The organism is Vibrio sp. YYF0003, from assembly GCF_036350715.1.
GTDB lineage: Bacteria > Pseudomonadota > Gammaproteobacteria > Enterobacterales > Vibrionaceae > Vibrio > Vibrio natriegens.
This window is the reverse complement of sequence record NZ_JAZDWA010000006.1, coordinates 18365-40890: the sequence shown is the minus strand read 5'-3', so window position 1 is coordinate 40890 and position 22526 is coordinate 18365. Positions and strand designations below refer to the sequence as shown.

Here is a 22526-nt window from a genome sequence, read left to right as displayed (position 1 = left end):
TAACGTACTGTGCTGACTAATTGAGCAACAAACTATCGTCGGACAGTTCTTCACCACGTACTTTCGAGAACATTTCCAGCAAATCTGGTACCTGCATATTTGCTCTTTGTTCCCCTGCTACATCCAGCACAATTTCCCCCTGATGAAGCATCACGGTTCTGTCACCACAAGCCAATGCATCTTTCATTGAGTGGGTAACCATCATCACGGTTAAATTAAACTCGTTCACGATACGTTTGGTCAGATCAATAACAAAAGCAGCCATACGCGGGTCAAGCGCCGCCGTGTGTTCATCGAGTAGCAGCAGCTTACTTTCCGACAGGGTTGCCATTACCAAACTCACCGCTTGGCGTTGACCACCGGACAACAAGCCAATGCTATCCCCCAGCCTATCTTCTAATCCCAAACCAAGAATACTGATTCGGTCTTGGAACAACTTTCGGCGCTGGGATGAGAGTGCCAGTCCCCAACCACGCTTTTTGCCACGCATGTAAGCCAGTGCCATGTTTTCTTCAATGGTTAATTCGCCACAAGTACCAGCCAATGGGTCCTGAAAGACCCGCGCACATTGAGTCGCACGCTGAGCCACGGTTTGTCGGGTCACGTCTTTACCATCGATAATCACTTGCCCGCCAATCATCGGGGTTTCACCAGTCGTAGCACCAAGTAACGTCGATTTACCAGCACCATTAGAACCAATGACGGTAAGAAACTGATGTTCAGGTACCTCTAGAGATACCCCTTTTAACGCTCGGTTCTCCAGAATAGTTCCAGGGTTGAACGTCACTTGGATATTATTGAGTTCAATCATAATGTCTCCCCTGAACCTTTTTTAGATGCGGCCTGTTTAGCATCTGAAACTCGTTGTTTCGCTTTCATGCGCTGTTTTAGTTTTGGTGCTATCAATGCGACCGCAACCAGCACAGCAGTAACAAGGTTTAGATCGGATGCCTGCAAGCCAAACATTCCAGAGCTCAAAGCAAACGCGACGGCAAGACGGTAAAGAACAGAACCAACGATAACGGCTAACACTGCCACCCAAATCTTGCGCCCCGGGATCAAGGTCTGACCTAAAATCACCGCAGCTAGGCCGACAACAATGGTACCAACCCCAGATGTTACGTCGGCAAAGCTGTTAGTCTGTGCAAACAGGGCGCCGGCAAAGCCAACGAAACCATTGGATAACGCCAAGCCAAAGAAGGTGTAAAAACCTGTGCTGGCACCTTGAGCAGAAACCATTCGGGCGTTGACGCCAGTTGCTCTTAGACCAAGGCCAAAGTCACTGTTGAGCAAACGAACTACAAAAAATGCTGATAATAAAACTAGCACCCCAACCACAAGTGGACGCACGAACATTGAGTCGCCCATCGCTTCAAACGGTGTCAGGATCGTATCTTCGCCGAGTAGCGCCATATTGGGCTTACCCATAATACGAATATTGATGGAAAAGGCGGCGATCATGGTAAGAATTGAGGCCAAAAGGTGCAAAATACCGCAGCGGACAGCCAGAAACGCGGTAACCCAGCCCGTCAGAGCACCGGCTATAATCGCCATACCTGTGGCTACCCAAGGATTAATTCCAGCAACAATTGCTGTCGCGGCAACTGCAGCTCCCATAGGGAAACTGCCATCAACACTTAGATCGGGAAAATCGAGTACACGAAACGTGAGGTATACGCCCAAAGCGACCAGCCCATAAATCAAGCCAATCTCAAGAGCGCCAAAAAATGCAAATGCAGACATAAAACGGCTCCTTTCTGCATGTTCAGATCAATATCGGGATCTGAAAGTAAGACTTCTCACTTAAGTCAGGACGAACTTTTCAACTCAAACTTAAGTTTATTCGAACAAGGTATAGCTTCGCTCAGAGGTTTAAACATTCTTGGGAGAAGTAATAAGCCAATGACATGACTTATTACTTTCGCCAATGCGGTTAACTTGCTCTAATGAGTTGAATACGCCCCAAAAAAGTGACTTATTGCATGCTTGTTGCACGTTCTACGACTGAACTCGGTATTTGAATACCTAGCTTAGAAGCAGCATCTTGATTGATCACCAAGTCAGAACCTGTTGCGACTTTTACGTCTAGTTTGCCCGGCTCCTGACCATCAAGAATAGCCGCGACATAATCAGCGGTTTGAACACCTACTTGGTAGTAGTCAAAGCCAAGGCCAGCGATCGCGCCTTTTTCAACATAAGATGTGGCACCACCAAATACTGGCGTCTTAGACTGGTTCGCAGCAACGATCATACCTTCGATTGCACTTGCCACTGTGTTGTCTGTCGGTGCGTAAATGATGTCAGATTTTGCAGAAATGGCCTGAGTCGCGGATTGTACGTCGGCACTTTTCAGAGCCGTTGCTTCTACAACTTCAATCCCTTTCGCTGCTGCGCTCACTTTTAGAAGTTCGACCAAGGTTACCGCATTGGCTTCACCTGGATTGAAGACAACACCGATACTTTTCACTTGAGGCAGGATCTCTTGGATAAGCTCAACATGCTGGGCAACTGGCGACAAGTCAGAAAGTCCAGTCACATTCTGACCAGGCTGTTCCATGGTTTTAACCAGTTTTGCACCAACTGGGTCCGTTACCGCGGTAAAAACAACTGGGATAGAGCGCGTTGCGGAGACGAGAGCTTGTGCAGATGGCGTCGCGATACCGACTAAAACATCTGGGCTTTCACCAACAAACTGACGAGCAATCTGAACCGCGATAGCTGGGTTACCTTGTGCCGTTTTGTAGTCAAACTCTAGGTTTTTACCTTGTTCATACCCTTTCGCCTTCAAGCCGTCTAAGAGTCCCTGACGGGCAGCATCTAATGCTGGATGTTCCACAATTTGTGAAACCGCAACAGTCGCTGTATTAGCAATAGCACCAGCAGAAGAAAGAACGGCAGTCGCAGATAAAATTGCGGTGGCAAGTAAACGTTTCGTTATCATCATAACTCCTTGATGTGTCTTCGTCCTTGTTCTGCGAACATTCACCTTTTGGTGTACGCTCGCAAGCCCCAAAATGGGAAGGCGTTTTTTGTTGTGTTTGTAATAAATTTAGCTGTGCACTTCTTGTGCATCTTATTTTTATTATTACTACTAAGTCTCAGTAAAGAAAAGAAACATTTAACAGTAAAACAACAATTGTGATCGCGGAGTAGTAATCGAGTCGTGCAAAATCAACGGGAAAGAGGGAAATCTTTGTCAGGGTGAACGAAAAGCGACAAAAAGAAGTGGATCGATAGGATTATTGAACAGGACGAAGCACAAAAAATGGAGTGGCTTGTACGCACTCCATTTTTCTAAATTTCACGATGTTGGCTTGTTTAGAACCAACGCTCTAACGAGGATTTATCTAACTGCCTAAAAGCACGATTTAAGATTAACGCCAGTTCTTTGTAACGAGGCTTTGTCTTGACTGGTTCTAACGCGAAACCACTCTCAACTATTTTGTGGTGCAGCTCTCTATACCAGGTAGCCAGAGAAGGAGGCAATTTAGTATTTGAACGGGCACCTAACCACCAAATCCCCTGCAACGGCAAACTAATAGCGAACAAGGCAACAATGATCGACTGAGGCAGCGCACTATAGTTGTTAAACGCCATTTGAGTGAGGACGCTTATCGCAGCAACCGCTGGCATGACTTTAATGCCAAATCGCGTCGCTTTAATGATTCGCTGCTCTGGAAATACGGCATTCAGCTCTTTACGAACCGGCCAGATCTCCATGTAGTTTTGGCCATCTTTCAGGCTATGGATCAATCCGACTTTATTACTCATACCACTCTCTCACTAAAAAATAGTTGAACGTTTCAACTGAAGGTGCAAAAAATTGATGAAAATTAATATTATTTCAAATTTTTTTTGTTATCATTGCCCATTATCGCTATCCTTTGCAGGCCCTCAACCTCATTGTTGCCGTTATTTACAATTTAAGCAACTCTGAGGTCACTATCTGCAAGGAACGCGTCATCGTGATGAGTGGGCTCATCACTATATCTTTATATGGAATTAGAACAATTTTTGACCAAGATTAGTACGCACCCTTGCTGGTATCGACTATTCTTGTGATTAATTTTTCATTCTTTAACTGATTTTGATCAGACGAATAACAGGTAGTCATACATGTCTAAGCTAGTTTTAGTTTTAAACTGCGGTAGTTCTTCTCTTAAATTTGCCGTAGTTGATGCCGAGAACGGCGACGAGCACTTATCAGGTCTTGCTGAGTGTCTTCACCTTCCTGAAGCTCGTATCAAGTGGAAACTTGATGGCAAGCACGAAGCTCAACTAGGTAACGGTGCAGCTCACGAAGAAGCACTAGCGTTCATGGTAGAAACTATTCTTGCTTCTAAGCCAGAGCTTTCTGAAAACCTAGCAGCTATCGGTCACCGTGTAGTACACGGCGGCGAGAAGTTCACTCAGTCTGCTCTTATCACTGATGACGTACTGAAAGGTATCGAAGACTGTGCAACACTAGCACCACTTCATAACCCAGCACACATCATCGGTATCAAAGCAGCTCAAAAATCTTTCCCAGCACTGAAAAACGTTGCTGTGTTCGACACTGCATTCCACCAAACAATGCCAGAAGAGTCTTACCTATACGCTCTTCCATACAACCTGTACAAAGAGCACGGCATCCGTCGTTACGGTATGCACGGTACTTCACACCTATTCATCACTCGTGAAGTTGCAGGTCTACTGAACAAGCCAGTTGAAGAAGTAAACATCATCAACTGTCACCTAGGTAACGGCGCGTCTGTATGTGCAGTTAAAAACGGTAAATCAGTAGATACTTCTATGGGTCTGACTCCTCTAGAAGGTCTGGTAATGGGTACTCGTTGTGGTGACATCGATCCTGCGATCATCTTCCACCTACACGACGCACTAGGCTACTCTGTTGAGAAAATCAACACGATGCTAACTAAAGAGTCTGGCCTACTAGGTCTGACTGAAGTGACTTCTGACTGTCGTTTCGTTGAAGACAACTACGGTGAGAAAGAAGAAGCAACGCGTGCAATGGACGTGTTCTGTCACCGTCTAGCTAAATACGTAGCGGGTTACACTGCATCAATGGACGGCCGTCTAGATGCGATCACTTTCACTGGCGGTATCGGCGAGAACTCTGGCCCTATCCGTGAAATGGTTCTAAACCGTCTAGGTATCTTCGGTATCGAAGTAGACAGTGAAGCAAACCTTAAAGCACGTTTCGGCGGCGAAGGCACTATCACTACTACGAACAGCCGTATCCCAGCAATGGTAATCTCTACTAACGAAGAGCTTGTGATTGCTGAAGACACTGCACGCCTAGCAGGTCTTTAATGCATAAACTGGCTAGCCAATTGGCTAGCCAGTTTTTCTTCCAAAGAGCTTTCTTTAGGGGCTCAGCTCCTATTCTTTGAAGATCATGGAATAAGAATTGAGCTTTTATCTCTCCCAATAGCAAAGGTACTCTACGAATGTCTCGTACTATTATGCTTATCCCTGCAAGTGCTGGTGTTGGTTTAACTAGCGTAAGCATGGGTGTTCTTCGCGCTATGGAGCGCAAAGGCGTTAAAGTTTCTTTCTACAAACCTATTTGTCAGCCACGCAGTGGCGGCGATCAGCCGGATCTAACTTCAACTATCGTTGGCCACAACAGCGATATGAAGATCGGCGAACCTATGGCGATGTCTGTTGCTGAAAGCCTGATCGGTAACGACAACATGGATGAGCTGCTAGAAACCATCGTTGAGCGTTACAACCAAATCAATAAAGATGCAGATGTAACTCTAATTGAAGGTCTGGTACCAACTCGTAAGCACCCATTCGCTAACCAAGTGAACGCGGAAATCGCAGCAACACTTGGTGCTGAAATTGTTCTAGTGGCAACGCCTGGCACGGATAACCCAGCTCAGCTTAAAGAGCGCATCGAAGTAGCATGTTCTAACTTCGGCGGTACTAAGAACAAAAACATCTCTGGTGTTATCATCAACAAGCTAAACGCACCTGTTGATGAAGCTGGCCGTACTCGCCCTGACCTGTCTGAAATCTTTGACGATGCAGACAGCGCGAAGCAAAACGAAATGAAAGTGATGGAGATCTTCAACACTTCTCCAATTCGTGTACTAGGTTGCGTGCCATGGAGCATCGACCTGATTGCGACTCGTGCTATCGACATGGCGAAACACTTGAATGCTGATATCATCAACAAAGGTGACATCAACACTCGTCGCATCAAGAGCATCACGTTCTGTGCGCGTTCTCTGCCAAACATGATTGAGCACTTCAAACCAGGTTCTCTACTTGTTACTTCTGCAGACCGTCCGGACGTAATCGTTGCTGCTTCTCTAGCGGCGATGAACGGTGTTGACATCGGTGCTGTACTGCTAACTGGCGGTTACGACATCCCACGCGAAATTGAAGGTCTATGTAAGCCAGCATTCGAAACAGGCCTACCTATCTTCAAAGCTCAAGGCAACACTTGGCAGACTTCTCTAAATCTACAGAGCTTCAGCATTGAAGTACCTGCAGACGACAAAGAGCGTATCGAATTCATTAACGAGCACGTTGCTGGTCACATCGACGGTAACTGGATCGAGTCAATGACTGAAGGTACTCAGAAGTCTCGTCGTCTAAGCCCACCAGCATTCCGTTACCAGCTAACTGAACTTGCTCGTAGAGCTGGCAAGCGCATCGTTCTTCCTGAAGGTGATGAGCCACGTACAGTGAAAGCTGCTGCTATCTGTGCTGAGCGCGGCATTGCAGAATGTGTGCTTCTGGGTAACCCAGCAGAAATCCGTCGCGTAGCTGCACAACAAGGTGTTGAGCTAGGCGCTGGCGTTCAAATCATCGATGCTGATGCTATCCGTGAAAACTACGTTGCTCGCCTGGTTGAGCTACGTGGTGCGAAAGGTATGACTGAAGTTGTAGCTCGTGAGAAACTACAAGACTCAGTATTCCTGGGCACAATGATGCTTGAGAATAACGAAGTTGATGGCCTGGTTTCAGGTGCTGTTCACACTACGGCGAACACTATCGTTCCTCCGTTCCAAATCATCAAGACTGCACCTAATGCGTCTATCGTTTCTTCAGTATTCTTCATGCTTCTGCCTGATCAAGTACTGGTTTACGGTGACTGTGCAATCAACCCAGATCCAACGGCTGAACAGCTTGCTGAAATCGCTATCCAATCAGCGGATTCTGCTGCTGCATTCGGTATCGACCCACGCGTTGCAATGATCTCTTACTCTACTGGTGAATCTGGTAAGGGTGCAGACGTTGATAAAGTACGTGAAGCGACGAAACTAGCTCAAGAGAAACGTCCTGATCTTATCATCGACGGTCCTCTACAGTACGACGCGGCTATCATGGAAAACGTTGCGGCTTCTAAAGCGCCAAACTCTCCAGTAGCAGGTAAAGCGACGGTATTCGTATTCCCAGACCTAAACACTGGTAACACAACTTACAAAGCAGTACAGCGTTCAGCAGATCTAGTATCTATCGGTCCAATGCTGCAAGGTATGCGCAAGCCTGTAAACGACCTGTCTCGCGGCGCGCTAGTAGACGACATCGTGTACACAATCGCTCTAACAGCAATCCAAGCAACTCAAGAACAGAAATAATTCTTTTCTCTGCTTGATTGAATATTCAAAGCCCTCGATTCGTCGAGGGCTTTTTTGTTGCGAGTTTACTGAGCTGGTTACGAAATAGCTAAGAACATTACCCCACCGACAATCACACACCCGATCATCACTGGCGCGACTCGGTGCCATAACCTCCTCTCGCCTAAAGCCACCACCATTCCCATTTTCACTATGGTATTTACCGAAGCGGCAATGAGGATACCCAGCGCCGCGGTGGTTACACTCAAGTGCAGGACACTTTGCCGACCAAGAGCCAATGAAATTGCATCCACATCAGTGATACCTGATACTGCTGAGAGCATCAAAACCCCCGCATCGCCAAACCAATCTGAGAGCGCATGTGAGAGCAACATGATCACCGCCAGTACAACACCAAAAAAGAGAGCGGACTGCAAAGCAAGAGGATTAGTTTGCTTATTTGATTGCTCCACCTTTTCCATTTCACACCGTCTCCATATCCACCAAGCCGGTAAGTAAAGTGCAACCATCATCGCGAGTACGATTGGCCAAAGCATTTTCACTAATGGAGGGTTAATAACAGAGAGTATGAACAAGAGCCGTGGGAACATGGTTCCACAACTTATTAAGATGCCACTTGCCAGCAGCGGGCTAATTGCAGGCTGTTCACGAGACAGATGGGAAAACTGTAGGGTCAATGCCGTTGAAGAACTGAGGCCAGCAAAAACGGACGTAAATAAAATCCCCCGCTTCGCGCCGCCAATTTTAATCGCAAAGTAGCCAACAAAAGAAATACTGGCGATCAACACGACCATCCACCATATCTCGTAAGGGTTTAAAGCTTTCCATGGCCCATAAGTTTTATCAGGTAAGAGTGGAAGTAAAACAATAGAAATGAGAAGTAAGCGCAGAGCTGCATCTAATTCGTACTCTTGTAACTTTTGCAACGCCTCGTGAAGCTCTCTCTTATTATCCAGAACCAGAGCGGTTATCACGGCCGCGGATGCAGCAAGTACCGCTTCGCCAGCCACCGCTAAACTGCCTAAAACGAACGTCACCAGCAGACTTACTAAGCCAGTGATACTGACATCACCGCTGTTCTTTTGCTTAACAAAAAACGCGATGCAAGCCAAAATCACCAGCGCGATCAGAGCAAAGCCAAGCAGTAACGGGGAATAGTGGGAAGCGAGAATTGCAACCAGACCACCAAGCAAGCCGACCAAAGAATAAGTACGAATACCTGCGACCCGGCTGCCTTCAACACTATTGCGCTTCACCCATCCGCGCTGAATGCCAATTATCGACCCTAACAGAAGAGCAATCAGCAAATTCCAGATTTGATGCTCGCCAGATGCAAACTCGTTGATATCCATACCTCACCTCGCTAAAAGATCGGTTCTATATCATTAGTTTATGTCATGTACTGGAATAATCTGTGATGCTTGGGGAAATAACCGATAAAACAGCGCATTAGTGCATATCGCTTTAGTAAGGAAATAACAAAGCGCCATAGAAAATGACGCTTTATAAGAAGAGCTAATTTGAAAGTGGTTCACGACCGTGAGGCGACTCTAAATCTAAGTCCGGGCCTTTTGGTACAACCTGTGTTGGGTTGATTCCTGTATGACTGAAATAGTAATGACGTTTAATGTGGTAGAAATCCGTTGTCTCTGCCACACCATCTACTTGATAGAGTTCTTTTAAGTAGCCCTGAATATTGGTGTAATCCGCAATGCGCTTTTTATTACATTTAAAGTGGCCAACATACACAGCATCAAAACGTACTAATGTAGTAAACAGACGCCAGTCTGCCTCGGTGATCTGATTGCCTGTTAAATAACGATGTGTCGCCAGATGCGTATCAATTTTATCTAACGCAGAAAACAGTGAATCAAAAGCTTCTTCATACGCTTCCTGAGTTGTCGCAAAACCACAACGATAAACCCCATTATTCACATTCGGATAGATAAAATCATTCCACTCATCAATAGAGGCTTGCAAATGTTCAGGGTAGTAATCATCTTCGTTACCCGTTAACTCATTAAATGCTGAGTTGAACATACGGATAATCTCAGAAGATTCATTGGATACGATCGTATTGGTTTTTTTATCCCATAAGACAGGAACGGTCACACGCCCACTATAGTCTGGCTTAGCTTGGGTATAAATTTGATGCATACGCGTATGGCCAAACAATGGCTCAGGTAAGCCCATCTGCCAGCCTTGGCTAAGCATGTCAGGACAAACAACCGTGACATCAATATGCTGTTCTAGCCCTTTGAGTTTTCGAAAAATAAGAGTTCGGTGCGCCCAGGGGCAAGCAAGAGAAACATACAAATGGTAACGACCAGATTCTGGCTGGAATTCTGCATCCGGCTCATTCTTGATCCAATTACGAAAACCTGCGTCTTCGCGGACAAATTTACCGCCGCTTGATTTCGTATCGTACCAGACGTCGTGCCAAACACCTTCGACCAATTTACCCATCTTCGTTCTCCTCTCGTTCTATTTTCCTCTATATTAGCGATTCGTAACGAACAGAAAACAACCGGGCTTCGGACATGACGTTCAAGAAATTTGAATAAGTGCTCGGTTAGACATAAAAAAAGCGCGCCCCTAATTAAAGAGCCGCGCTTAAGCCCGTCACAGGCTGAATGACTTACACTTGAACGTGTAAACAAGATACCGCATGAACATCGTTACCTTGAATCGTCGGTTTTGTCTTCGCACATTCTTCCGTGGCCTGTGGGCAACGAGTACGGAAGACACAACCCGATGGTGGGTTGATTGGCGAAGGAAGATCACCTTCCAGCATTTGGATTTTCTTTTGACGTTCGATATTCGGATCTGGAATTGGTACAGCCGACATCAATGCACGCGTGTATGGGTGTTTAGGATCAGAAAATAGTGCGTCAGCTTCACCAAGCTCTACGGCGTTACCCAAATACATAACCAGAACACGGTCAGAGATGTGTTTTACCACAGACAGATCGTGTGCAATGAATACCAAAGATAGACCAAGCTCTTTCTGAAGCTCTTTAAGCAAGTTCACAACCTGAGCCTGAATCGATACATCCAGTGCTGATACCGGTTCGTCACAGATGATCATTTTTGGCTTAAGGATAAGTGCACGTGCGATACCAATACGCTGACACTGGCCACCAGAGAACTCGTGCGGATAGCGGTTGATCACGTTTGGTAGCAGACCTACTTTCGCCATCATCTCTTTAACACGATCTTTGATCTCTTGCTTTGAAAGCTCTGGATAAAAGGTTTCTAGCGGCTCAGCAATGATGTCACCAACCGTCATACGCGGGTTCAGAGAAGCCAAAGGATCCTGGAAAATCATTTGGATTTCTTTACGCGTTTCACGACGCTGAACATCTTTCATCTTAGTCAGGTCTTGACCTAGCCACACCACTTCGCCGTCAGTCGCTTCTACCAAGCCGATGATAGCGCGCGCAAACGTCGACTTACCACAACCTGATTCACCTACAACGCCCAGAGTTTCGCCTTCGTACAGACGGACATTAACACCATCGACTGCTTTTAGGTTTGAAGGCTTAGACCAAGGCCATGCTGATTTTGCTGCAATGCTAAAGTGAACTTTAAGTTCTTTAACATCGAGTAGTAATGATTTATCTACACTCATTTTTTCCAAGCCTCCCACTGCGAAAAACATGCGCGCTGACGACCATCACCAAACGGTGTCAGAATTGGCGCTTCTTGCTTACAACGGTCCATTACACGGTGGCAACGTTCCTGATAAGGACAGCCAGGTGGTAGGCGAAGTAAGTTTGGTGGGTTGCCCGGAATAGTTGGCAGGATCTCACCTTCAGTATCTAAACGAGGAATCGCCTTCAGCAGGCCTTCTGCGTATGGGTGGCTCGGGTTATAGAAGATTTCATCAACCGTTCCGTATTCCATTGTACGGCCAGCGTACATTACCAATACTTTGTCACAAGAACCCGCAACAACACCTAGGTCATGCGTGATCATGATGATTGCGGTATTAAACTCGTCTTTCAGTTCGTTAAGCAGATCCATGATCTGAGCCTGAACGGTTACGTCTAGTGCCGTTGTCGGTTCATCAGCAATCAACAGTTTAGGACGACATAACAGCGCCATTGCGATCATTACACGCTGACGCATACCGCCTGAAAACTCGTGCGGATACATGGTAATACGCTTGCGGGCTTCTGGAATTTTCACCGCTTCAAGCATACGTACCGATTCTTCAAATGCTTCCGCTTTACCCATGCCTTTGTGAAGCATCAATACTTCCATCAGCTGATCACTTACCTTCATATAAGGGTTTAGTGACGTCATTGGGTCTTGGAAGATCATCGCGATCTGCTCTGCTCGAACTTTGTTAAGTTCTTTTTCAGGCAGGTTCAGGATCTCTTTACCTTCAAACTTTGCGCTACCAGAAATGATACCGTTTTTAGCCAGCAGACCCATGATTGCGAATACGGTCTGAGATTTACCTGAACCTGACTCACCTACGATACCTAAGGTTTCACCTTGGTTAAGAGAAAAGTTCAAATCGTTTACTGCGGTTACGATACCATCTTGAGTGGTAAACTCGACGCGCAGATCTTTGACATCTAATAAGCTCATCGTTGCTTCCTTAATCTATCTGTAATTATCTGTCTTTAGGATCCAGCGCATCGCGCAGACCGTCACCAACGTAGTTGAAGCAGAACAGAGTCACAACCATGAACGCGGCTGGGAATGCCAGCTGCCAGATTGCTACTTCCATTGTCTGTGCACCTTCTTGTAGAAGTGCGCCCCAACTTGTCATTGGTTCCTGAACACCAAGACCAAGGAACGATAGGAATGATTCAGTCAGAATCATGCTAGGGATAAGCAGCGTTGAGTAAACTGCTACGATACCAAGTACGTTCGGTACGATATGGCGAGTAATGATCTTCCAGTTACTTACACCACAAACGTGTGCCGCTTCGATGAACTCTTTACTACGTAGGCTAAGCGTTTGACCACGTACGATACGTGCCATATCCAGCCATGCGATTGCACCGATCGCTACGAAGATAAGAATAATGTTACGGCCGAAGAAGGTTACTAGTACGATAACTAGGAACATAAACGGTACCGCGTATAGGATCTCAAGGATACGCATCATGATACGGTCAACTTTACCGCCAATGAAGCCAGATGCTGCGCCATAAAGCGTACCAATCAAAACTGCTACGAATGCACCCATAACCCCTACCATTAGGGAGATTCGGCCACCAATCAGCGTACGAACGTACAAGTCGCGACCTAAGCTGTCAGTACCAAACCAGTGGTCAGCGTTAGGTGCAACGTGCATTGCGTACCAGTCTGTATCATCAAATGCATAAGGTGCGATCATTGGCAGAACAATCACCGCCAACGTCATTAGAGCCAGGATAAATAAACTCACCATTGCTGCTTTGTTACGCATAAAGCGAATTCGAGCATCCTGCCAAAGACTGCGACCTTCAATCTCTAAGTTCTCAGAGAATTTTTCAATCGCTTCTAGGTTTTCTTTTTTCGTTAACATAACCAAACTTCCCTGTTAGTAGCGAATTTTCGGGTCAATCATTGCTAGTAGGATATCGACAATCGCGTTGAATAAGATAAATAGGAAACCAATCAGAATGGTTACACCCATTACTAGCGAGTAGTCACGGTTAAATGCAGCGTTAACGAAAAGCTTACCAATGCCTGGTAGACCAAAGATGGTTTCGATAACAACAGAACCGGTAATGATACCTACGAAAGCAGGACCCATGTAAGAAACGACAGGGAGTAGTGCTGGCTTAAGTGCGTGCTTAAGGATGATGTAACGGTAACTTAGACCTTTCGCGCGTGCGGTACGAATAAAGTTACTGTTTAATGTTTCAATCATCGAGCCACGAGTAATACGTGCGAATGTTGCAACGTAAAGCAATGACATACCAATCACTGGAAGTACGAGATACTTCAAGCCACCATCTTGCCAGCCGCCAGCAGGGAAAAGATGCCAGTGAAGTGAGAATAGGTAGATCAGTGCCGGAGCCAATACGAATGATGGCATAACAACGCCTATCATCGCCGTTGACATAATCGTGTAATCGACCCAGGTATTCTGTTTTAAAGCGGCTATTGTGCCAACCGTCACCCCCATTATCAGGGTGAAAATGAAGGCAATGAAACCGACTTTTGCAGATACAGGTAACGCAACAGAAATCAATTCATTAACTGAGTAATCCAGGTACTTAAATGACGGTCCGAAGTCACCTTGGATAACGTTAAACAAGTAAGTCGTGTATTGCTCGAATACAGGCTTATCTAGGCCATATTTAGCTTCGATGTTAGCCATAACTTCTGGTGGTAATGGACGCTCTGTCGAGAATGGATTTCCCGGAGCAAAACGCATGAGAAAGAAAGATACGGTGATCAAAACCAACATTGTTGGGATCGCCTCAAATATCCTTTTTGCGATGAATTTAAGCATAAACTCACTCTTTCAGTCTGTGACAGTGTAAATGAAAACCAAATGTCCAAATTTTGGACACAACATAGGCGCTGCATGCGATCTCTCACATGCAGTGCCTAATTTTTTATAATTCTATCTGATTAAGATTTACTCAGTGATGTATAGGTCTTTTGAGTAGATCTTTTCTTCTGCGTTGTTAGCTGGGAAGCCACCAACTTTAGGAGACAGTAGACGTGATTTCACGTACTGGTAGATAGGTGCAATTGGCATATCCTTCGCCATCAACTTCTCAGCTTCCAAGTATAGTGCTTGACGCTGTTCATCTGATGTAGAAGCAAATGCTTTGTTCATGATCTCGTCGTACTCTTTGCTATCGTAGTGAATACCACCAGTGGTGTTGTTACTCATCATTAGCGTCAGGAATGACGAAGCTTCGTTGTAGTCACCACACCAACCTGCACGAGCTACTTCGAAGTCACCCGCATCTTTAGAAGATAGGTAAGTTTTCCACTCCTGGTTTTCTAGAGTGACGTCAAGACCCAGAGTCTTCTTCCACATTGAACCTAGAGCAACCGCAATTTTCTTGTGGTTCTCTGAAGTATTGTAAAGAAGATTAAATTTCAGTGGGTTATCTTTGCCGTAACCAGCTTCTTCTAGAAGACGGGCAGCTTCTGCATCACGTTCTGCCTGAGTCATCTTGCCGTAAGCTGGAGTTTCAGGGTTGAAGCCTGCTGTGATTTCAGGCGTTAGGAAGTAAGCAGGCTTTTGACCTTGAGCTAGGATCGCATCCGTTACGATGTTACGGTCAATTGCGTAAGAGATCGCTTTACGAACACGAACATCATCAAACGGTTCTTTCTTAGTGTTGAAGATGTAGTAGTAGGTACAAAGGTTACCCGTTACAGAAACTTCTTCTGGATGTTCTTTTTGCAGACGCTTGAAGTGCTCAGTTGGCAGTTCATTGGTAAAGTCGATTTCACCTGCTAGGAAACGGTTCATTTCCGCTACCTGGTTTTCGATAGGTAGGAACGTAACTTTATCCAAAGTCGTGTGTTCGTTGTCCCAGTATTGCTCGTTACGCTTCAATACTAAGCGCTCGTTCACAACCCAGTTATCAACAACATATGCGCCGTTACCTACAAAGTTCTCTGGTTTGGTCCACTGATCACCGAATTTTTCAACAGTAGCTTGGTGAACTGGTTTAACCGTTGTGTGGCCCATCATCATAACGAAGTACGGTACTGCAGTATCAAGCTCAACAACCAACGTCTGGTCGTCAACCGCTTTCACACCTAGCTCGCTTTTATCTTTTTTACCAGCAACGATGTCTTTCGCATTCTTCATCTTGGTGTATTCCATGTACCAAGCGTATGGAGAAGCGGTTGCAGGATCGACTGCACGCTGGAAGCTGTAGACGAAATCGCCGGCCGTAACAGGATCGCCGTTAGACCATTTTGCGTCTTTGCGTAGGTGGAAAGTGAATGTTTTGTTGTCTGCAGTTTCCCAAGATTCAGCAACACCAGGGATGGTATTACCATCTGCATCTTGGTTTACAAGGCCTTCAAGTAGATCGCGAATCACGTGAGATTCAGGAACACCTTGTGATTTGTGTGGGTCGATTGTCGCTACTTCTGTACCGTTACCACGCACTAATTCTTGAACCGCAGCAAGTTTTGGCTCCGAAGAATCAGATTTCGCTTCAGAGGCAGGGGCTGGTGCAGGAGCAGGCTGAGCTGCTTGCTTCTCTTCTGGCTTATCACCACCACAACCAGCAAGAGCTAGAGAAAGACCAGCGCCAATGAATAAAGCGCGCGTGATTTTATTCTTATACATGCGTAAAACTCCAAATTTTTTTGTTAGCATCCATGACCTCTTTGTAGGTTCACAAAAACGGGCTGTGATTTAGATCTTTTTAGCGCCAAAACTAAGCACCAAGAACCTAAAACCATACAAAGACTGCGGCACACATTAGCAATCATTGAAGTTATTTGCCATAAAAATGTAGCAAAAAGACCGATAATCCTGTATCTGTCGCACAAATCCAGCAAAAAAAGCTAATTAAAAACATTTTGCTAGTCCAATGGCTAGCTCAATCTCTCCTCAACAGATTAAAGTTTCGATTAATCTAAATTTAAACCAATTAGCAGCATCATATACTAAGCATATGCACAAACTTAACACTTCTGACACAAAGAACTTAGCAAACGTTTGCTTATGTATTGTTTAGAGCGATCCAATATTGTGCAAATTTATGGAGTAATAGAGACGAATAGCTTGCGTTTTATGTGGGCAATAAACGTACAACCTTTATATATAAAAAGGTAAATATAAAAAAAGCTAAGCACCTGTAATGCTTAGCTTTTAACTTTCATTGTGCGAGAAACACTTTCTACTCTACTTTTGCCAACGCTGTGCAGCTTTGTGATCAGTGTCTCTTGATTCAATCCAGCGATTTTCAGTCGTTGTGCGTTCTTTTTTCCAAAATGGTGCTTTCGTTTTTAGATAATCCATAATGAATTCGCACGCTTCAAATGCCGCACCTCGATGAGCGCTAGAAACACCAACAAAAACAATTTGATCACCGATATCCAAATCACCAATACGGTGGATAACACGCACACCAAGTAATGGCCAACGATCTTCAGCCTGATTACAAATGTCGATAAGGCTCTTTTCTGTCATACCAGGATAATGTTCTAGATGCAGGCCAACAACGTTATCGCCTAAGTTCATATCGCGCACTTTACCGATAAATGTCACGACGGCACCAGAAGACGTTCCTTCGGACAAACCTTGGTATTCTTGATCGACAGAAAAATCTTCAGCCTGTACAGAAACACGAGGATCCATCTTAACCTCCAGTCACTGGCGGGAAGAATGCCACTTCGTCTCCCGCTTTCACTTCAGTATCTAACGGCACAATAGACTGGTTAACTGCTGCAAGTAGCTTTCCGGGCTCGAGAGCTAAGTCCCACTTGCCGTCTTTTTCCGTGCCCTTTTCGACCAAATGAGCACGAACCGCTTCTACCGTTTCAAACTGCCCTTCTAAATCAACACTGTCGATTCCCACCAACTCACGTGTCTGAGCGAAGAAAAGTACTTTAATCATGATTCTGCCTTGAAGTGTCCTGATTTTCCGCCCGTCTTCTCAAGAAGACGAACCTGACCAATGACCATATCTTTTTGCACCGCTTTACACATGTCATAAATAGTCAACGCTGCAACAGAAGCCGCCGTTAACGCTTCCATCTCTACGCCTGTTTTACCTGCAAGTTTACAAACAGACTCGATACGAACCTTGCTCTCCGATTCAATTGCTTCTAACTGAACTTCAACTTTAGACAGTAAAAGCGGATGACAAAGCGGAATCAGATCCCAGGTTTTTTTCGCGGCTTGAATACCTGCTATACGTGCGGTAGCAAACACATCGCCTTTATGATGTTGGCCAGAGACAATCAACTCGAGTGTTTCTGGTGCCATGTGCACAAATGCTTCTGCTCTTGCTTCACGGACCGTTTCCGTTTTCGCTGAAACATCGACCATGTTAGCTTCGCCGGATGCATTAATGTGTGTAAATTGGGTCATTGCTTTTCCTTCACTTAGTAGAAAAGGTTATACAGATAGGTGTGGCATAAAGTTACAAGGGCGGTGACTTGCGTCCATCTGCTGCTTGATTATTTTCGTCCAACCAGTGCGGCATGCACCAGTAGACCCTGGCATAGCAAAGATGACGGTATGGTTAGCAAAACCAGCAATTGCACGTGACTGGATAGTCGATGTGCCAATCTCTTCATAAGAAACCATACGGAATAACTCGCCAAAGCCTTCCACTTCTTTATCAAAAAGCGGCTTAAGTGCTTCTGGAGTGCTGTCACGAGAAGTAAAACCTGTACCACCGGTGATCATGACCGCTTGCACGTTTTCGTCTGCGATCCATTGAGAAACAATCGCTCGAATCTTATACATATCATCAATGACGATTTGCTTATCAACGACATTGTGACCGGCTTCCTGGGCATGTTCTACAAGGTAGCGACCTGATGTATCATTTTCTTCAGTACGAGTGTCAGATACCGTTAGAACGGCAATATTTGCAGGTTGAAATTTGCTTTCAGCGTGACCCATTAGTTCACCTATTCTCTAAAGTTAGCTTGGATTCGTTATATCGATTCAGGAAATATCATCGAGAAAGCCCGCGAGCTTCCTCTATAAAAGTTGTGTGATGTTAGCCGCCAATGGACGCGAGATGAGGCGTCATCCCAGTGTTGCCATCATGCAAGAAGTGACTGACAGACTTAGTCTGCAGCTGAGCTTGAATACGCTCAATTAACTCATTCTCTTGTTCATCACCTTGCAGAAGGTCACGTAAGTCAATGCCATGCTCGCCAAACAAACACAGATGCAGCTTACCCATGGCAGAAACACGAAGCCGGTTACAGCTCTCACAAAAGTCCTTCTCATAAGGCATAATTAGCCCAATTTCACCCTTGTAATCCGGGTGAACAAATACCTGAGCAGGACCATCATTGTGAGAACGGACTTTCAGTAACCATCCATTAGCAATGAGCTGATTACGGATCGCGACACCAGAAACGTGGTGCTTATTAAACAAGTCATCCATTTCCCCCGTCTGCATCAGTTCAATAAAACGCAATTGAATTGGTCTATCTTTGATCCAGTTGAGGAAGGCAGGTAGCTCGTGATGGTTGAGATCTTTCATCAAAACCACGTTCACCTTCACTTGTTCATAGCCGACTTCAAACGCACGCTCGATACCATTCATCACTTCGGTGAACTTATTTTCACCCGTGATTTGATGGAACATGCGTGGGTCAAGGCTATCCACACTCACATTGATGTGCGTGAGGCCAGCTTCGCGCCAGTCTGCGACCTGTTTGGCCATGCGATAGCCATTTGTCGTTGTCGCGACTTTATCGATACCAGGTGTCGTTGCGACAGTATGGATGATGTCAGTAAAGTCCTTACGTAAACTTGGCTCACCGCCAGTAATGCGGACTTTTGAAGTACCACAATCTGCAAACGCGGTGACTACCCGCTTAATTTCAGGTAGCGATAAAAAAGACGAGTTTTTTTTGCCCGAAGGTTTATAACCATCAGGCAGGCAATAGGTACATTTGAAATTACAAACGTCAGTTACAGACAGACGTAAGTAATAGAATTTACGATGAAATTTGTCTTCGAATTGTTGCGCCACGGAACACCTTTCCAAACACGGGAGGCGTGGTCATTTCCAACCAAGCCCTTGTGGCAGTATGCCACTGGCTCAGAACACCTATCCTTAATCGAACTTAGTGTTGTGAGCTCGGAGTTATGGCAACCAGAGAAAGTAAAACTCTGATAGCTTTGCTGTGTAAAATACTGAATATTTATAAGGGAATCCAGACTTGAGCACTAAAAAATATCTCAAGTCACACAATTTACCGCTAAGTGAGTACCGTTAGTGCACTCATTACGTTAAATTGTAGCCGTTTTTACGAATTTTATTAGAAGAATGTAACGTATGAGTATCTATACGGATAACAAAGTAGTCGCAGTTGGCGGTGGCCATGGTTTAGGTAGAATGTTAGCAGCACTGAGCGATTTTCGTGGCAACGCGACGGGCATCGTCGCTACCACGGATAATGGCGGCTCCACTGGCCGAATTCGTCATTGTCAGGGTGGTATCGCTTGGGGTGATATGCGCAACTGTATCAACCAGCTGATCACGGAACCATCTATCAGTTCAATGATGTTCGAGTATCGCTTCAAGGGCAGTGGCGAACTTGATGGTCACAATTTAGGTAATTTAATGCTCACCGCTCTGGACAACCTTTCGGTCCGTCCATTGGATGCCATAAATCTTATTCGCAATATGCTTAAAGTCGATGTGAATATTCTACCTATGTCAGAGCACCCATCCGATCTGTCTGCCCTATCTGTCGATGGCAAATGGGTCACCGGAGAAACCAATGTCGACCACATGGAGGCTGACCTTCGCCGTTTAGACCTTTCTCCTGAAGTACCCGCAACAAAAGAAGCAGTGGCAGCATTATCAGAGGCCAATGCCATTGTTCTGGGGCCGGGAAGCTTTCTGACCAGCATCATGCCACCGCTGTTATTGCCAGAGCTAGGTAAAGCGATCGCCAACAATAAAAACGCCAAAGTCATTTTTGTCGCGAACTTGAGTCCGGAATATGGTCCTGCCGGCCGTATGAGCATGGAGCAAAAATTAGAATGGTGTGAGCGCGCATTGCAAGGCAGAAAAATCGATGTCGTTCTTGCTGAAAAAGCAGAACAAGAAGTGCTCGATAGATGGAATGTGGTCACCGAGTCACTGGCTTCAAGCAATCGCGACTGGCGTCATGACCGTAATAAACTCAAGAAAGCCATCGAAGATCAACTTGTTAGCCAGAGTTAATCTTATCCAGAAACGGTAAAGCCCTTCACTGAAATGTGAAGGGCTTTACTTTTAAACTTTGCTGTCACTTCTTGTCGGTTATAGGCTCCAGGAGCGGTAAACCTCTTGTGTATCGCGCAGAACGTCGATCATGGTAGTGGCTTCTTCTCCTTCTACCACCAACTCTCCCGCTTTCGCTTTCTTATCAATAGAGATTGCTAAGTCACACAAACGATCAGCACCAAAACTGGCAGCACTGCTTTTTAACGCATGGCTGATTTCTTTCAAATATACCAGTTGATCGGCGTCATCGAACTGAGACAAGTTTCTAATGTAAGTGTCTATTTCACCTAAAAAAATATCAAGCAACACTGGTACATTGTCGCTGCCAATCTCCATGGACAGATCGTCTATTTTCTTTTGGTTAAGTATATTCATGCTCATACCTTTTGCCGCTCATCCTTGCTGTTCCATGCTTGTAGCTTACGGTAAATCGTCGATGGGCTGACATCTAGATACCCTGCCGCTCGAGGAATATTACCGTCGCACGCTTCAATTGCGCGTTCAATCGCCGTTTTTTCCGTAATCCACAGTGGCACAATGTCCGAGGCTGTCATCACTTGAGACTCAACTGTGGCGCTTGATGTCTTACGCTCCAAAGGTTGATTCAATGGAGGCGGAAGCATATCCAAAGTAATTTCTTTACCGTGATTTAACACCACGATATTGCGAAGCACGTTTTGTAACTGACGTACGTTACCGGGCCATTCATAGTTATTAAATCGATCTATCACTTCTTGCGAAAAGCGTACAAAGCCTTTCCCCTCTTCATGAGACATATAACCCAATAAAGAATAAGCAATTTCGACAACGTCTTCGCCACGCTCACGCAAAGGTGGAAGATGCAATGGTATTACGTATAAGCGGTAATATAGGTCTTCACGAAAGCGCCCTTCCTGAACCTCTTTCCAAGGGTCACGGTTGGTGGCGCACACAAAGCGCACATCCACGCTTTTCATTTTTGAGGAGCCGACTTTCTGGAAGGTACCAGTCTGGATAAATCGCAACAACTTGGTCTGTAAGTCCAAATCCATTTCACACAATTCATCAAGGAAAAGCGTGCCGCCATCCGCTAATTCAGCCGCACCTTGACGATCATTCGCCGCGCCAGTGAACGCGCCTTTTACGTGACCAAATAACTCACTTTCAATCAGGTCTTTAGGGATCGCTGCACAGTTAATCGCAATAAATGGTTTATCACCTCGTTTGCTTGCGGCATGGATAGCTTCGGCGCACACCTCTTTACCCGTACCACTTTCGCCAGTAATGAAAATACTCGCCTTACTGCTCGCGGCTGAGTCAATGGTGCGGTAAACCTGCTGCATGGTTTGGCTACTACCGATGAAACCCTGATAATTCTGGTTTCCGGGATTATCCGCTTCGTTTTTTAACTTGGTCGCTTTTCGTATCGCATTGTTCACCGTGACACGTAATCGGTCGGCTTCACACGGTTTAATCAAAAAGTCTTGAGAGCCATGACGCATCGCTTCTACCGCAGTATCGATAGAGCCGTGTGCAGTCATAAAGATGATAGGAACGTCTGGGTGACTTTGTTTCACTGCATGCAGAACGTCCATACCCGTCATGTCAGGCAGACGAAGATCAAGCAGAATAAGGTCGGGGATACGATGTTTCAGGCTTTCGATCGCATCACGCCCGGTACCGACAATATTGATGTCAATACCTAGTGGCGTCAGGTAAGAGCGATACAACGCCGCAACCGACGCAGTATCCTCGACCATTAGCAGATAACGAGCCTTTGGATCTTTAGTAGTTTGTTGTTGCATAACCTAGCTAGCTTTTTTGTAATCTTTTAAACAATAATCGCATTACGCTTTGCATTATGCAAATAACAATACATAAATCAGGGGCAATTTAGATCAATAAAAACAGAGATCAATAAGTTAAGAAGTTGGCATAAATCATGCTCGAATAACTATGACCCCTCGGGTCACCTAGCCAACTGACGTTGTTAGTGAACATTATGTTCGCAAATAAAGCCAATAGAAACGACTGCCTATTGGCTTCT

The 22526-nt window shown here is 45.4% G+C and carries 21 protein-coding genes and 1 riboswitch; of the genes, 3 read left to right on the top strand and 18 right to left on the bottom strand.

Annotation, left to right across the window (positions count from 1 at the left end; all coding sequences use genetic code 11):
* Positions 1-16: 16 nt before the first annotated feature.
* From V1U08_RS17025 to yfbV, 4 genes are all read right to left on the bottom strand, one after another.
* A complete protein-coding gene (locus V1U08_RS17025) occupies positions 17-811 on the bottom strand; it encodes an ABC transporter ATP-binding protein (protein WP_020335660.1) in 795 nt (264 codons plus the stop codon).
* Entirely contained in the window at positions 808-1743 is a 936-nt protein-coding gene (locus V1U08_RS17020; RefSeq protein ID WP_330471068.1) for an ABC transporter permease, read from the bottom strand. Before V1U08_RS17020 ends, V1U08_RS17025 begins: the two co-directional genes overlap by 4 nt.
* A gap of 232 nt (positions 1744-1975) precedes the next feature.
* Entirely contained in the window at positions 1976-2941 is a 966-nt protein-coding gene (locus V1U08_RS17015; protein WP_014232517.1) for an ABC transporter substrate-binding protein, read from the bottom strand.
* Positions 2942-3318: 377 nt separating this feature from the next.
* A complete protein-coding gene (gene yfbV / locus V1U08_RS17010; RefSeq protein ID WP_014232518.1) occupies positions 3319-3771 on the bottom strand; it encodes a terminus macrodomain insulation protein YfbV in 453 nt (150 codons plus the stop codon).
* A 345-nt stretch (positions 3772-4116) separates the two neighbouring features.
* Between yfbV and V1U08_RS17005 the strand changes: the two genes are divergently transcribed.
* Both V1U08_RS17005 and pta read left to right on the top strand, forming a co-directional pair.
* Positions 4117-5313: an acetate kinase gene (locus V1U08_RS17005; RefSeq protein WP_330471067.1), complete on the top strand. Its 1197-nt coding sequence runs from the start codon at positions 4117-4119 to the stop codon at positions 5311-5313.
* Positions 5314-5450: 137 nt separating this feature from the next.
* Positions 5451-7595 carry a phosphate acetyltransferase gene (gene pta, locus V1U08_RS17000; protein ID WP_014232520.1) on the top strand — a complete coding sequence of 715 codons (2145 nt, stop codon included), beginning with the start codon at positions 5451-5453 and terminating at the stop codon, positions 7593-7595.
* 77 nt (positions 7596-7672) lie between these two features.
* Here pta and V1U08_RS16995 read toward each other — a convergent pair whose 3' ends face one another.
* The 12 genes from V1U08_RS16995 to moaA form a co-directional block, all read right to left on the bottom strand.
* Positions 7673-8947, bottom strand: a complete 1275-nt coding sequence (locus V1U08_RS16995; RefSeq protein ID WP_014232521.1) for an MgtC/SapB family protein — start codon at positions 8945-8947, stop codon at positions 7673-7675.
* Positions 8948-9110: 163 nt separating this feature from the next.
* The gene (locus V1U08_RS16990) at positions 9111-10061 is read right to left on the bottom strand and encodes a glutathione S-transferase family protein (RefSeq protein ID WP_065299951.1); all 951 of its coding nucleotides are present in this window, start codon (positions 10059-10061) and stop codon (positions 9111-9113) included.
* A 172-nt stretch (positions 10062-10233) separates the two neighbouring features.
* Positions 10234-11226, bottom strand: coding sequence for a murein tripeptide/oligopeptide ABC transporter ATP binding protein OppF (oppF, locus tag V1U08_RS16985; RefSeq protein ID WP_330471066.1), 993 nt, complete (start codon positions 11224-11226; stop codon positions 10234-10236).
* Positions 11223-12194 (bottom strand): ABC transporter ATP-binding protein, encoded by a 972-nt coding sequence (locus V1U08_RS16980; RefSeq protein WP_014232524.1) that lies wholly within the window; start codon positions 12192-12194, stop codon positions 11223-11225. The genes oppF and V1U08_RS16980 overlap by 4 nt, the downstream gene beginning before the upstream one ends.
* A 25-nt stretch (positions 12195-12219) precedes the next feature.
* Entirely contained in the window at positions 12220-13122 is a 903-nt protein-coding gene (gene oppC / locus V1U08_RS16975; protein WP_020335663.1) for an oligopeptide ABC transporter permease OppC, read from the bottom strand.
* Between the two features lie 15 nt (positions 13123-13137).
* Positions 13138-14058: an oligopeptide ABC transporter permease OppB gene (gene oppB, locus V1U08_RS16970; protein WP_014232526.1), complete on the bottom strand. Its 921-nt coding sequence runs from the start codon at positions 14056-14058 to the stop codon at positions 13138-13140.
* Between the two features lie 129 nt (positions 14059-14187).
* Positions 14188-15873 carry an ABC transporter substrate-binding protein gene (locus V1U08_RS16965; RefSeq protein ID WP_243974183.1) on the bottom strand — a complete coding sequence of 562 codons (1686 nt, stop codon included), beginning with the start codon at positions 15871-15873 and terminating at the stop codon, positions 14188-14190.
* A gap of 561 nt (positions 15874-16434) precedes the next feature.
* Positions 16435-16890: a molybdopterin synthase catalytic subunit MoaE gene (gene moaE, locus V1U08_RS16960; RefSeq protein WP_020335667.1), complete on the bottom strand. Its 456-nt coding sequence runs from the start codon at positions 16888-16890 to the stop codon at positions 16435-16437.
* A gap of 1 nt (position 16891) precedes the next feature.
* Positions 16892-17149: a molybdopterin synthase sulfur carrier subunit gene (gene moaD / locus V1U08_RS16955; RefSeq protein WP_020335669.1), complete on the bottom strand. Its 258-nt coding sequence runs from the start codon at positions 17147-17149 to the stop codon at positions 16892-16894.
* Positions 17146-17625 carry a cyclic pyranopterin monophosphate synthase MoaC gene (gene moaC, locus V1U08_RS16950; protein WP_014232530.1) on the bottom strand — a complete coding sequence of 160 codons (480 nt, stop codon included), beginning with the start codon at positions 17623-17625 and terminating at the stop codon, positions 17146-17148. The genes moaD and moaC overlap by 4 nt, the downstream gene beginning before the upstream one ends.
* A gap of 27 nt (positions 17626-17652) precedes the next feature.
* Positions 17653-18165 carry a molybdenum cofactor biosynthesis protein B gene (gene moaB, locus V1U08_RS16945; protein ID WP_014232531.1) on the bottom strand — a complete coding sequence of 171 codons (513 nt, stop codon included), beginning with the start codon at positions 18163-18165 and terminating at the stop codon, positions 17653-17655.
* 100 nt (positions 18166-18265) lie between these two features.
* A complete protein-coding gene (gene moaA, locus V1U08_RS16940) occupies positions 18266-19255 on the bottom strand; it encodes a GTP 3',8-cyclase MoaA (protein ID WP_330471065.1) in 990 nt (329 codons plus the stop codon).
* Positions 19244-19381, bottom strand: a riboswitch (molybdenum cofactor riboswitch). Its footprint overlaps the gene before it by 12 nt.
* Before the next feature lie 180 nt (positions 19382-19561).
* Between moaA and V1U08_RS16935 the strand changes: the two genes are divergently transcribed.
* Positions 19562-20458 (top strand): YvcK family protein, encoded by an 897-nt coding sequence (locus V1U08_RS16935; protein WP_014232533.1) that lies wholly within the window; start codon positions 19562-19564, stop codon positions 20456-20458.
* Positions 20459-20536: 78 nt separating this feature from the next.
* On the opposite strand, the gene luxU is transcribed toward V1U08_RS16935, so the two are convergent.
* On the bottom strand, positions 20537-20881 hold the full coding sequence (gene luxU, locus V1U08_RS16930) for a quorum-sensing phosphorelay protein LuxU (protein WP_081281019.1): 345 nt from the start codon (positions 20879-20881) through the stop codon (positions 20537-20539).
* Positions 20878-22284, bottom strand: coding sequence for a quorum-sensing sigma-54 dependent transcriptional regulator LuxO (luxO, locus tag V1U08_RS16925; protein ID WP_014232535.1), 1407 nt, complete (start codon positions 22282-22284; stop codon positions 20878-20880). The genes luxU and luxO overlap by 4 nt, the downstream gene beginning before the upstream one ends.
* Positions 22285-22526 lie beyond the last annotated feature (242 nt).